The sequence below is a fragment of the Rhizobium sp. 10N414 genome (assembly GCF_056394785.1).
This window is the reverse complement of record NZ_JBFTIN010000002.1, coordinates 330052-342980: the sequence shown is the minus strand read 5'-3', so window position 1 is coordinate 342980 and position 12929 is coordinate 330052. Positions and strand designations below refer to the sequence as shown.

The window sequence follows — 12929 nt, the reverse complement described above, 5'->3', positions numbered from 1 at the left end:
GCCCGGAGGAGTTTAGTTAGCCGGCTTGTCGAAGTACCACTGGGTCAGCGTCGGGGCCGGATGCCAGAGATTGCCGGTGATCGGAATGCCGTTGACGACATTCTTCAGGTTCTTCGACACCATCATGTATTTCGGCATGGGGCGCGAAATGCCGATGTTGAGGAAGTTGTCAGCGGAAAGACTGAGGAATTCCTTCATCTTCTCGCGGCGATCGTTGTCGCCTACGGCAGCGTTGACCTTGTCGTAGGCTGCCATGAGAGCCTTGATCTCGGCTGGAGGTTCCTCGCCCGTGGCGTGGTTCGAATACCATTCGCTCCACTTCATCGCGAAGAAGATGTCTGCCTTCTGGAACGGCATGTAACAACGCGGGTCGGTGTAGACTTCAGACAGGCCGCCAACGCAGTTCCAGATATAGGCGTCCTGCTCGTTTGCTGCCCACATGGTGTTCAAGCGAGCGCGATCCGTGGTCCGCAGCTGGATGTCGAGCCCGACGTCCTTGGCGTATTTCTGCACCATCTGCATCACGTCGGGATAGGAGAGCCCGAAAACGTCCGCCACCATGAAGTTGATGGTGAAGCGCTTGCCGCTGTCGTCGAGACGGAAACCTTCCGCGTCTTTCTTCGGCATGATCTTGTCGAGCATGTCGTTGGCAAGCTTCGGATCAAATTCCGTGTATTGCTTGGCTTCACGCTCGTTGAAAAGCTCGTGCTCGGGCTGCGTCGCCACCTGCGCCGGGGCGCCCTGGCCGACATAGACGAGATCGATAATCTCCTGTCGGTTGATTGCGTGGCTGAGCGCGATGCGGAAATCCTTGTTCTGGAAAAGCTTGCGCTTGGTGTCGTCGGTCGAGTTGAGATTGAGCAGGATGACGGCATCATTCGCCGGCAGGTCCTTCACGTCGACAAAGCGATAATTGCCGCTTTCCTGGCCATCGAAGAGCACCGACTTGAAGGTCGAATTATTGATGTGGCGGAACGCGAAATCGAACTCGCCCGAGGTCATCTTCAGCGCCATCAGCTGTGGGTCGTCGAGCTTTGCCCAGGTGACGCCGTCGATATAAGGCAGCTGGTTGCCCTCAGGATCCACCTTCCAATAGTAGGGATTGCGGGTCGCGACGACGCGTTCGCTGTCGGCATAGGGTACCGTCAGGATCCAAGGGTTCATCGTTGGCAGCTCAAGGTTTTGCCAGTAAGGCGGCTGGAAGGTCAGGGAGACCTTCGAGTTGAACAGCGCCACCCAATCGCCTGCAGCCGGATTGGCTTTCAGCAGAGCGGGGATGCCGTCCTTGTTATACCTCTCGTGGAACTGGCTGAGGTAGTGCTTGGGGTAGATGACCGGCAGATGACCCTGGCCGTAGGCGAGTTGCTGCAGGAACAGGCCATAGGGGCTGTCGAATTTGAATTCGACTGTCAGGTCGTCGATCTTGCGCACTTTTACCGGTTTTCCCGCGACCGTAAAGGTCGGGTTCTTGGCCGGCGAAAGCGCGTCGTTCATGAACACGTCTTCGTACCAGAACATGATGTCGTCGGCCGTGAAAGACTGGCCGTCGCTCCACTTCAGCCCCTTGCGAAGCTTGAAGGTATAGGTGGTGGCATCATCCGATGCGGTGAATTCCTCCGCCAGCGAAGGTATCACCTTCTGCCAGGCCGGATCCCAACGAACGAGCAGTTCATTGGCGATGGTGCGGGTCAGATTGTACTGGTCGCCATTGGCGAGAATGGTGGTGCGCAGCGTGCCACCGTATTTGCCTATTCCATCAACCATCGCTTCGACGAAGGGATGCTCAGGAAGGCGATCGGCAACGGCTGGCAGCTTGCCGGCCTTCACTTGCTCGTCGAGCATTGGCGCCTGTTTGAAATCCACCGCAAAGGCAGGAGCAATCGCTCCCAAGAGCGCCGCACTCAACAACCCCGTCGATAGGACGAGGCCACGCAGCTGTTGCTGGTAACCCATTCTTTTCCTCCTGATAACCGGCCCTCTCCGCCGACTGAAAACGAAAGCCAGGTCGGCTATCGCGTGGAGCGAAAACTTTCAGATCGTACATTATATGTCAATCGGAATGTACAAACAATTTGAAGAGGTATTGGCAAACCGGGGGAAAGTGTATTAAAAGCAGTCTTATGACCACGATAACGCGAATGCCCCAGACAATGCCTGACGGTGACGAGTTGACCGAGGAAAATGGCGCGTCGATCTACGAGCGCCTGCGCGATGACATCATCCATGGCCGCGTCAAGGCTAACGAGCGCCTGAAGGTCGCCGAGCTTGCCGCGCGTATGGGCACCTCCACCAATCCGGTGCGAGAAGCATTGCAGCAGCTGCGCGGCGAGGGTTTCGTGGTCATGATGCCCAATCGCGGCGCCCGAGTGCGGCCGATTGACGAGGAGTTCGTCAGAGATATCTGCGAAATAGAGGTGTTGATCGAGCCGGCGCTGACGCGCTGGTTTGTCGGGGTTGCGACGCGAGAAGATGTCGATGAACTGGAGCGCATTCAGGCCGAGATCGAAGCCCTGAATTTTTCGGATGAGCTGAAACACTCAAATCTGGACATGCAGTTTCATCGGCTGATGTACGACCGGCACTACAACAGGCACGCTGTCGATCTCTGGATTCGCCATCGTCAGATTTTGTGGGCGATAAGTCGCGGCTTTCCCACCTCCCTAAGCCGCCAGTCGAACGTTCTTGAGGAGCATCGCGAGCTCATCGGATGCATCAAGGAGCAGGATGCGGACGGGGCGGCGAACGCTATTGCCAAACATGTTGGTGGATCAGGACGGCACATCATCGAGCGCATGCGGCTCAACAAGCAGCGGTCCTGATTTGTCCGAAGCTCGCGCAATCGCACCGGGCCGGGGCCGTCATGGTTGTCGCGCCTTTCGATGATGGGAAATGGCCCTCTCAGCAATTGCGATCGGGGCGCTGACCTTGTCCACGCGCCGGCCGTTCGTCGCCTTGCAGCAGACCATGGCTGTGGCTCATGATGCGAGGCGCCTTCCGCAATACAGGGCAAGTCCTTGATGCACGCGTGATCACGAGATAACGTATACCTCACCGAAAACATTCCTGAAGTCCAATGTCATCGAATTCCGACCGGGTAGACGTTGCCCATCGCACTCTCCGACAGGCCATAATCGAACAGGCGCTGAAAGCCGGAACCAGRCTGCCAGAAGACGAGATTGGCAGGCACTTCGCAATGAGCAGAACCTTGGTTCGTGCCGTGCTGGCGAAACTGCAGGCCCAGGGGCTCGTCGACACCTACCACAAGCGAACTGCCACGGTTGCCCAGCCGAGCCTCGACGAGGCGCGCAATGCCTTTGCTGTTCGGCGCGCGCTTGAACGGGAGGTGATGAAGGCGGTGATCGCGCGTTGGAGCCCGGTAGTCGAGAAGATCCTCTCCGATCACGTACAGGAAGAAGAGGCCGCCCATGCCAAGGGGGATGTGCGCCTCTCGACCCGGCTAGCCGGCGAATTCCACCTCAAGCTTGCGGAACTCTCGGGTAATGCGCTGCTCGAACGATATCTCTCCGAACTCGTATCCCGCTGTTCGCTGATCCTGGCCATGTACAGCCGGCCGCACTCAAGCGAGTGCGCCATCAGCGAACATTCCGGACTGATCGGCGCGCTCAAGAAGGGGGATATCGCTGCGGCTGAGCATCTGATGGACGACCACCTGTCATCGGTTGAAAGCAGGGCCCTGCTCGAAGACGATACCGCGGCGGAGCTGGATCTCGGCTCGATCCTGTCGCGCTTTTCCGCCCGTGGCAGCGGTTAGGCTGCCGCTTTTTCAATCATGTATACATGATTGTGCATTTTATGTAGACGTTCGAAACCGGCGACGACACGCGTGTGCGGGATGGTGTCAGCGGCTTTCCTCGAACGAATCCAAATATCTAGCCACTCTGTGCGGCCCGGAAACTTTTTCCGATACAATCTGGCACCATTGTTGCATACATGATTACGGATATCATGTAGCCAAGAAGCGGGTGGATATGCCAAGATGACGACCTGGAATCCGGACCTGCCCGAGCCGGTCGCCGCCGAAATGAAGGCCGCAGAAGCGTCGATCATCAGCGGCAAACTGAAGCCGTTTGGCGGCGAGACCAAGGACCAGAAAGGCACGGGTAAAGTGACCAAGGGCCAGGAACTGGCGGATGCCGATATCAGGGGCATGACCTGGCTGATCGAAGGCGTGCAGGGCGCCTCCCCGATCCCGCCGGCGAGGTTATTGATGATACAACAAAGAAATCAAGGGAGATCCCGGTGACCGAAACACTTTTTACAAACGCCAAGCTCGCCGACGGCACGCTCAACGACATTCTGGTCTCCAACGGCCGCATCTCTACCATTGCTGCTGCTGGGTCGAGCCCCGGCTCTGCGCGCACGCTCGATATTGCCGGTGCGCTTCTCGTTCCGGGCTTCGTTGAGGGCCACATCCATCTGGACACGAGCTTCTACGGCGACAAGTGGATCCCGCATAAACCCTGCACCAACGGGTTTGACGTGCATGAGCGCGTCGCCTTCCAGGCCGAGAACCTGGCAGCCGCCGCACCGATGGACGAACGTGCCCGCAGCCAGCTCGACCTGTGCATTTCGAACGGCGCGCTGCAGATGCGCAGCCATGTCATGGTCGATGGCTCGGTCGGGCTGAAATCGCTCGAAACCATCCTGGCCGTCCGCGAAGAATACAAGGACATCATCGACATTCAGCTCGTGGCCTTCCCGCAGAGCGGTATCCTGAAGAGCCCCGGCACGCGTGACCTGATGGACGAGGCGATTGGCATGGGAGCCGATCTGGTCGGCGGGCTCGATCCGCTGTCCTTCGATCGTGATATCAAGGGGCATCTCGACGTGGTCTTTGGAATTGCCGAAAAACGGGGTGTCGATCTCGACATACATCTCCACGATGCCGGGACGATGGGGGCCATGACGATCGAGGAGATCTGCGCGCGGACCGCATCACTCGGCATGCAGGGGCATGTCGCCGTCAGCCACGCCTACGGGCTTGGGGACCTCGCCCCGGATGCCGCAAAGAAGATCGCCGCTGTCATTGCAGAAAGCGGCGTCTCGATCATGACCAACGCTCCAGGAAATCACAATTTCCCGCCGGTCGCATTGCTGCGGGCCGCCGGCGTCAATGTTTTTTCAGGCAATGACAATATCCGCGATTCGTGGTGGCCCTTCGGCGATGGCGACATGCTCCGTCGGGCAGAGATCATCGCCTATCGCTCCGGCTTCTATACCGATACCGAGCTCTCCGCCGCTTTCGATGTGGTTACGACAGGAGGCGCCAAGGCGCTCAATCTTGAAGGCTATGGCATCGCCGTCGGCGCCAAGGCTGATTTCGTGACACTCGCCGCCGACCATATTCCAGAGGCAGTCGTCGCCGTCCCCAAGCCGCGACGCGTCTTCAAGCAGGGTCGGTTGGTGGCCGATAACGGCGCAGTGGTCCGCTGATGCAACTTTCAAGCAGGCAGACCAAAACGGGCGGCGCGCGATCGCGTGATGGCATGGTGACAACACCGCATTGGCTGGCGAGCGAAGCCGGTGCCCGGGTGCTTTCACGCGGCGGGAATGCGATCGAGGCGCTGGTCGCGGCTGGAGCAGCACTTTCGGTCGTCTACCCGCATTTCTGTGGCCTCGGTGGAGACGCCGTCTGGATGGTCTCCGACGAGGCCGGCGATGCACGGACGTTCCTCGGCATAGGGCAGGCGGCAGATGTTGCCGTCCCCGGCAACACGATCCCATTGCGCGGCGCTGCCTCGACCTTGACCACCGCCGGCCTGGTCGACAGCTGGGACAAGGTGCTCAGCTATTCCGCAACCGCTTGGGGTGGCACCGAGAGCCTGTCGGGATTGCTGGACGATGCGATCGCCCTGGCCGGAAACGGTTATGCCGTGAGCGCCTCGCAGGCATTCTGGTTCGATTTTCGTGCCGGCGAATCCGACGCGTGGCCGGGCTTTCGCGACCTTTTCAGGCGGGACGGCATCCAGTGCCAGCCGGCCCTTGCCAGGAGCCTTGAAGCGATCGCCAGCAACGGCGCCCGCGAATTCTACGAGGGGGCGCTCGCCGGCCGCATCGCAAGCGGTCTTGCTGCCGCCGGCTCGCCGCTTACTGCTGCCGATCTTGCAGCGACAAACACCCAGGTCGTTGCGCCCCTGCGACTATCCTATGGTGAAACAGTGCTTTTGGCGCCGCCACCCCCGACCCAGGGCGTGACCACACTCGCTATCATGGGCGTGCTCGCTCATCTGTTACCGGCAGACAAGGCGGTCGACAGTGCATCCTATTATCACCTGCTGGTAGAGGCGGTGAAACAGGCATTTCGCGACCGGCATCTGATTGCTGATCCGGCATTCGGTCACGATGCCTCCGGGGCACTCCTTAATCCCGATCGACTTTCCGGGAAGGCCGCCGCAATTGACCCCAGCCGTGCTGCCGCCTGGGCGCATCCCTATCGGCAGGGCGACACGTCCTTCCTGGCCGCGGTCGATTCCAGGGGGCGGGCAGCCTCGATGCTTCAAAGTATCTATTTCGATTGGGGCAGCGGCGTCCTTGCCGGCGATACAGGCATTCTCTGGCAGAACCGCGGCGCCGCCTTCAGCATTGATCCCATAAGCCCGAACCGCTACGGGCCTGGAAAGCGTCCATTCTACACCCTCAATCCCGGCCTGGCGCTGAAGGGCGGCCGCCCGCATCTGGTTTATGGCACGCAAGGTGCCGACGGTCAGCCGCAGACGCTGGCACTGCTGTTGAGCCTCCTCATCGACCATGGCCTTGATCCCCTGGCGGCCCTTTCCAGGCCACGCTTCCTGCTGGGCCGTACCTTTTCCGATAGCCGCGACAACCTGAAGATCGAGGAGAATATTGGCAGTGAAGTGATCGCGGCGCTTGCCTTGATGGGCCATGAGGTCACGACCATCGCTCCGCTCAGTCCGCTCGGCGGTCAGGCAGGTATCATCCGCATCAGTGGTGACGGCATGTTGGAAGCAGCTCACGACCCTCGCAGTGACGGCGGGGCAATCGGCCTATGAGCACTGCAAGCGACAGTCCGCTCGACCTGCTTATCCGCAATGTCCGGGTGAAGGAGCATGGCGGACTCGTCGATATCGCTGTTCGCGGCAACCGGATCGTAGCGATCGAGCCCGGGTTTCGTTGCGAGGCCGTCGAGGACTTCGAAGGCGATGGCGCTTTTGCGTTTGGTGGATTCGTCGACACGCATGTCCATCTGGACAAGGCCTGCATCCTCGATCGTTGCTCGATCTGCGAGGGAACACTTGCTGAAGCCGTGCGACAGACCTCCAGCGCCAAGGCAGACTTCACCGAGGCGGACGTCTATGATCGCGCCGCCCAGGTCGTCGAAAAGGCGATCTCGCACGGCACTGTACGGATGCGAACCTTCGTCGAGATCGATCCGCGCGCAGGCTTTCGCTGCTTCGAGGCAATCAAGCGCATCAAGACGGAATACGCTTTTGCGATTGATATTGAAATCTGCGCGTTCGCGCAGGACGGTCTCACGAACGAGCCTCAGATGCTGGACATGCTCGAGCGGGCGCTCTCAGAAGGGGCTGATCTCGTCGGTGGCTGCCCCTACACTGATCCCGATCCAGTCAGGCATGTGGACCTGATCTTCTCCCTCGCTGTCAGGCACGGAGTCGCAGTGGATTTTCATCTCGATTTCCATCTGGATCCCGGCCAGAGCGATTTGCCGGCTGTTATTGCGGCCACAGAGCGCCATGGCTGGCAAGACCGGGTCGCAATCGGCCACGTCACCAATCTTTCGGCCATGCCGCTGGCCGATGTCATTCATATCGCCGACAAACTTGCTGCAGCGGGCATCGCGCTTACCGTTCTTCCGGCGACAGATCTTTTCCTCACTGGCCGCGGGCACGACCGACTGGTGCCGCGGGGCGTCGCACCGGCGCATGTCATCGCGCGGCGGGGCGTCRTCACCTCAATCGCCACCAACAACGTCATGAACCCTTTCACTCCCTATGGCGACGCCTCGCTGATCCGCATGGCAAATCTCTATGCCAATATCGCACAGCTTTCGCGGGACGACGACATGCGCTCGGTTTTTGAAATGGTAGGGCAATCGGCAGCGAGGCAACTCGGCGTTCCGCACGGCCTTTGGGTCGGCGGTGACGCGACCATCGTGCTTGTCGATGCGGTCGGCCCGATGGCGGCTGTGCGCGAGGTCGGCCGTGTCCTCGCCGGCTGGAAGAATGGCCACATGAGTTTCAACAATGGTCGAGCTCGGATCCGCAGACGTTCACTTGTGTGAACGCGGTACCAACGCCGACCGTGTAACCGTCTTGTGCCTGTGTGGCTCTGAGCCTGCTGGCCTGCAAACAAATCAGACGGAGGGTTCAAGGGGACGCCGTTCCGGCGCCAATGTGCCAGCCATTGAATCACAGTGAAATTGACGCTATATAACGTCAGTATCAATGGCATGTATGGGAGTTTTGGATATCATGGGTCTTGCTCGGTATGCAGACGGCGGCCTGTTCTCGCCCCGCAAGATCGCGCAAGCATTGCGCACGACCAGCGAGGAAATCGCGCTGACCGCTGGACTTGGCAAGGATGCCATCCAGCGTAAGGATCGCATTCGTTCCGACAAGACGCAGCGGCGACTACGCGAGGTCACAGAAGTCATCAACAAGGTCGAGCCCCGGTTCGGTTCGGCTCTGATGGCTTATGCCTGGTATCGCTCGGAGCCTTTGTCGGGATTTTCTGGTTTGACGGCAATGCAACTGGTGCGTGATGGACGCGCGAACGACGTCCTTGACTACATCGATGCAGTCGATGCGGGCGTTCACGCCTGACTTGCCGATGCACTTTAAGGGCACCCTTTATCGCGCGCTCAACCCGATCTACGCGCAAGACGCGTTGTCCGGGCGTGGAGCGGAACTCTATGGCGGACGGTTCAACCGAAAAGGAACCCCGGCGCTCTATACGTCTCTTTCCGTAATTGCAGCGCTACGCGAGGCCAATCAGGTCGGCAGCTTGCAGCCGACCACGCTGGTATCTTACGACGCTGTCATTGAGCGTGTTTTCGACTGCCGGGACGAGGTTGCTCTGCGAAGCGAAGGAATGGACGCCAGCATGCTTGCTGATCCGGCATGGCGCGATCAAATGAGGAAACACGGGGAGGCATTGACGCAGGCGTTCGCCCGCGCACTCAGCCAAGCGGGTTTTCACGGATTGCTAGTGAGGAGTTTTGCGCACGGGGCAACTGACAATGATCTCAACCTTGTCCTCTGGCAATGGAGCGCCGCGTTACCCAGTCGGGTGACGCTCATCGACGACGAACATCGTCTGTCGCCTTAGCTAGGCTCAGCTGATCGCAATCGCATTGGTGTATGACTTGAACGTCGCAACGTTCGATCGGGCTCAATAGCGGATCCGCCGCCAACCGGCTTCAGGTCTTCTGTCGGCCATAGAGCAAAAGCATGCTCACGATCACTACGCCGTAGATCAGCTGGCGACCCGCTTCTTCAATTTGCATTACCGAGAGGATCGACTGCAGTAGGGTAATAAGGATCACACCTGCTACCGTACCGAGGTAGGTCCCTTTTCCACCAAGTACATGGGTTCCACCAAGGACCACGGCCGCGATTGACGGCAGAAGATAGGCGTCGCCCATCGACTGTGAGGCTTTCGACGCATAACCGGCCAGCAAAACTCCACCAAGTGCGCTGAGCGAACCCGAGATGACAAAGGCGATCATGGTAACACGCCGGGTATCGATGCCCGACATATAGGCCGCCCGTTCGCGGTTTCCGATCGCATAGAGCGATCGACCGAAGGTCGTTCTGGTCAACAGGAAAACCGCCAGTATGCCAACGGCAAGCCAGACAAGAACGCCGTTGGGGACAGAGGGGATGGTGTATCCGGTCGCGAGAAATCGCATCGCCCGAGAGGCAGAATCCTGCGGCGAGAACCCGCCCGTGTAGACGACCATCAGTCCCTGCACGACGGCGTTGGTCGCAAGCGTGATGATCATAGAGGGAATGCGCAGGTAGGCGACGGCAAGTCCGTTGACCAGACCAATCGCTGCCCCGCACGTAATTCCGAATGGAATTGCCAGGAGTGATCCACCTGCGCCATAAGCCGTCGCGGCACAGGCCATCATCGCGCCAGCGGTCACGGTCCACGGAACGGACAGATCAATCTGCCCGAGCAGGATTACGATCATCATCCCCGTCGCGATCACGCCGAGGAAAGAGGCCACCTTCAACTGTTGCAGGAGGTAATCGGGCGAGAGAAAATTCGAAGAATAGATCGATCCGCCAAGCAGCAGGAGCAGGATGCAACCGAAGGCGATCGCCACCGCGGGATCTCTTCCCCGCAGCCGACGAGGAATGATTGAATGCCGCATGCCGAAAGCATCTTCGCTCATTGGAACCATTCCAGTCGATTGCGTACACGGGCCAGCCCGATCGAGCCAATGCCGATCGCCAGCATCAACACGATGCCCTGGAACAGAGGCTGCCAGAGTGGGTCGAGATCAAAGACGAAAAGAAGATCGCCGATCGTGCGGAAGGCAAGCGCCCCGAACACGGCGCCGACGGCACTGCCCTTTCCCCCCGCCAGAGACACGCCTCCAAGGACAACTGCGGCAATCGAGTAGAGCGTGTAAGCATTGCCGCTCGCAAAGGCCGCCTCGCCTGTATAGGAAAAGAAGGTGAGATAAAGTCCGCCAATGGCCGACAAGAGCCCCGCAAGGGCATAGGCCAGAAGCTTAGCCCGCTTGAGCGGCATGCCGGACATATAGGCAGCATATTCCGAAGACCCGGCGGCGTAGGCTGCGCGCCCATAAACCGACCTGCTGAACGGGATCCAGACCAAAAGTATCGTGGCAGCGAGAACGATCAGGCTGGTGGGCAACACCCCGAATATCTTGGAGGTAAAGACGTCAGCAAGTGTCTCGTTAACAGAGCCGCCCGGCGTTGGGCGCAAAAGTAGCGCAAGCCCGAAAAAGATAGCACTGGTGGCGATTGTCGTGACGATCGGCTGCAGTCTGCCGAAGATGATGATCAGACCGTTCAAGGTGCCGCAGGCGAGACCCGCCGCCAGCACTGCGACGATGCCGAAGCCCGTCTGCAGCGGTGTGCCGACGACAAGCCMGGATGCGAGACAGTTGCACAGAACCAGAACCATCCCGGCCGAAAGGTCTATGCCCGCCGTGATCACCACGAGACATTGCGCCATCGCGACGAAGGCGAGGAGCGTTGCCTTGTTGGACGCTGTCTGCACAACGTTTGGTGTGAAGCCGGCTGGATGGTTGGAAACATAGATGGCGAACATCACCACAAAGAGGGCCGCGGCAAGAAGCGTTCCTTTATGAAGCTCGTACCGGAATCGCCATTCACCGACCTTTCCCGTGTTCACAGTGTTGGCCCCCGCTCCACCTGTTTGCCAGCGATGTTCAACGCACTGCCAATCAACGCGCGCTCGTTGATATTGTCACCTTCAAGCATGCTGGCGATCGTGCCGTCGTACATCACAAGGACTCGATCACAGCAACCAATCAGCTCGTCGTAGTCGGTGGAATAGAAGATAATTGCCGCGCCACCGTCCGCAAGCTTTCGCAGCAGCTGGTAAATCTCCTGTTTGGTCCCGACGTCGATGCCGCGTGTGGGATCGTTCAACAGTATGATCCGGGGCTGGTTCATCAGCCATTTGGCAATGACAACCTTCTGCTGGTTTCCACCGGACAGATTGCTGACCGGCATGTCGATGTTCGCCGCTTTGATGGCAAGGAGCTTCAAGAGTTCGTTAACGCAAGCGGCCTCTGCGCCGCGATCGATGACACCTTTCCGCGAAACGCTGCCAAGGGCTGCTATCGAAAGATTCTCCCGCACTGTCATGGGCAGCATCAATCCCTCGGTCTTTCGATCTTCCGGGATGAGAGCAATGGAGGTTGCCTGCGACTTCGCCTCCTTGGGACTGGTCAATCGCACACTGCGACCATCGATCCGCACGTCGCCCCTGACGTCGCGAAGCACGCCGAAAAGCGCCAGCAGGAGCTCGCGTTGACCCTGCCCGTCCAGGCCGCCCACACCCACAATTTCGCCCGGGCGCGCATCGAATGTAATGTCAGTCAGACGATCCCCCCAGCACAAGCCAGAGCAGGAAAGGACGGGCGGCCTCGAAATCTCGACGCCCGGCTTGGCTGGAAACACACTTTTGTATTCCCGACCGATCATCAGCTCAACAACCTGCTGATCGGTCTTTGTCCCGGCCTTGTAGGATTCGATGCTACGCCCGTTCCGGAACACGGTACAGTCGTCGGCGAGTTCTGCAATTTCATGCATGCGATGCGAAATATAGACGAGCGCCAATCCCTCCGATCGCAGTCGCTTCAGGACACTGAAGACCTTGTCGACATCTGACTTGCTCAAGGCGGAGGTCGCCTCGTCCAGGATCATCAGCCGAGGGCTGCGCGCGAGAGCCTTGGCAATCTCGACCATTTGCCGACGGGAAAGCGGAAGGTCCTTGACCAGCGATGACGGATGAATGTCGAAGGCGCCGGCGCGCGAAAGCGCCTCCTCGGCGATCCGTCGCTGGGCGCCGCGGTCGATCATCCCGAAACGCGTGGGCGGATTGCTGATGACGATGTTGTCGGCGACCGAAAGGTCGGGAATGAGCGACAGCTCTTGAAAGACCGAAACGATCCCTGCCGCATTCGCCATCGCAGGCGACGAGAAAGATACCGCCTTGCCATCCAGCAGCATTCGGCCGTCGTCGGGTGCCGTCACCCCGGCCATGATTTTGATCAGCGTCGATTTTCCTGCACCGTTCTCGCCGAGGACGGCATGGATCGCGCCGGGTCGAATTGCAATATCGGCTTCGTTGAGGGCTATGACGCCGCCGTAGCGTTTCGATATGCCTTCCATGCGCAACAGTGGTTCTGACAAGATCACCCT

At 59.3% G+C, this 12929-nt stretch carries 12 protein-coding genes; 8 read left to right on the top strand and 4 right to left on the bottom strand.

Features of this window, described 5'->3' with window-relative positions; genetic code table 11:
* Nucleotides 1-12: 12 nt before the first annotated feature.
* Complete coding sequence (locus tag AC1DE4_RS04820) at nucleotides 13-1953, bottom strand: ABC transporter substrate-binding protein (RefSeq protein WP_477880286.1); 1941 nt, start codon at nucleotides 1951-1953, stop codon at nucleotides 13-15.
* A 185-nt stretch (nucleotides 1954-2138) separates the two neighbouring features.
* Here AC1DE4_RS04820 and AC1DE4_RS04815 point away from each other — a divergent pair, with 185 nt between their 5' ends.
* The 8 genes from AC1DE4_RS04815 to AC1DE4_RS04780 all read left to right on the top strand — a co-directional run bounded on the left by AC1DE4_RS04815 (nucleotide 2139) and on the right by AC1DE4_RS04780 (nucleotide 9327).
* Nucleotides 2139-2819: a GntR family transcriptional regulator gene (locus AC1DE4_RS04815; protein WP_245271625.1), complete on the top strand. Its 681-nt coding sequence runs from the start codon at nucleotides 2139-2141 to the stop codon at nucleotides 2817-2819.
* Nucleotides 2820-3073: 254 nt separating this feature from the next.
* Nucleotides 3074-3772, top strand: coding sequence for a GntR family transcriptional regulator (locus tag AC1DE4_RS04810; RefSeq protein ID WP_025658553.1), 699 nt, complete (start codon nucleotides 3074-3076; stop codon nucleotides 3770-3772).
* A 225-nt stretch (nucleotides 3773-3997) separates the two neighbouring features.
* Entirely contained in the window at nucleotides 3998-4264 is a 267-nt protein-coding gene (locus AC1DE4_RS04805) for a hypothetical protein (protein WP_025658552.1), read from the top strand.
* On the top strand, nucleotides 4261-5454 hold the full coding sequence (locus tag AC1DE4_RS04800) for an amidohydrolase family protein (RefSeq protein ID WP_477880283.1): 1194 nt from the start codon (nucleotides 4261-4263) through the stop codon (nucleotides 5452-5454). The genes AC1DE4_RS04805 and AC1DE4_RS04800 overlap by 4 nt, the downstream gene beginning before the upstream one ends.
* On the top strand, nucleotides 5454-7031 hold the full coding sequence (locus AC1DE4_RS04795; RefSeq protein WP_477880281.1) for a gamma-glutamyltransferase family protein: 1578 nt from the start codon (nucleotides 5454-5456) through the stop codon (nucleotides 7029-7031). Before AC1DE4_RS04800 ends, AC1DE4_RS04795 begins: the two co-directional genes overlap by 1 nt.
* Nucleotides 7028-8281 (top strand): amidohydrolase family protein, encoded by a 1254-nt coding sequence (locus AC1DE4_RS04790; RefSeq protein ID WP_477880279.1) that lies wholly within the window; start codon nucleotides 7028-7030, stop codon nucleotides 8279-8281. Before AC1DE4_RS04795 ends, AC1DE4_RS04790 begins: the two co-directional genes overlap by 4 nt.
* 190 nt (nucleotides 8282-8471) lie before the next feature.
* Nucleotides 8472-8822, top strand: a complete 351-nt coding sequence (locus AC1DE4_RS04785; protein WP_025658548.1) for an antitoxin Xre/MbcA/ParS toxin-binding domain-containing protein — start codon at nucleotides 8472-8474, stop codon at nucleotides 8820-8822.
* Nucleotides 8823-8829: 7 nt separating this feature from the next.
* Nucleotides 8830-9327: an RES family NAD+ phosphorylase gene (locus AC1DE4_RS04780; protein ID WP_477880339.1), complete on the top strand. Its 498-nt coding sequence runs from the start codon at nucleotides 8830-8832 to the stop codon at nucleotides 9325-9327.
* A gap of 91 nt (nucleotides 9328-9418) precedes the next feature.
* On the opposite strand, the gene AC1DE4_RS04775 is transcribed toward AC1DE4_RS04780, so the two are convergent.
* From AC1DE4_RS04775 to AC1DE4_RS04765, 3 genes are read right to left on the bottom strand one after another with little or no spacing between them, the layout of a single operon-like run.
* Nucleotides 9419-10399 (bottom strand): ABC transporter permease, encoded by a 981-nt coding sequence (locus AC1DE4_RS04775; protein WP_477880276.1) that lies wholly within the window; start codon nucleotides 10397-10399, stop codon nucleotides 9419-9421.
* Complete coding sequence (locus AC1DE4_RS04770; RefSeq protein WP_477880274.1) at nucleotides 10396-11391, bottom strand: ABC transporter permease; 996 nt, start codon at nucleotides 11389-11391, stop codon at nucleotides 10396-10398. Before AC1DE4_RS04770 ends, AC1DE4_RS04775 begins: the two co-directional genes overlap by 4 nt.
* Nucleotides 11388-12926, bottom strand: coding sequence for a sugar ABC transporter ATP-binding protein (locus AC1DE4_RS04765; protein WP_477880272.1), 1539 nt, complete (start codon nucleotides 12924-12926; stop codon nucleotides 11388-11390). Before AC1DE4_RS04765 ends, AC1DE4_RS04770 begins: the two co-directional genes overlap by 4 nt.
* Nucleotides 12927-12929: the final 3 nt, after the last annotated feature.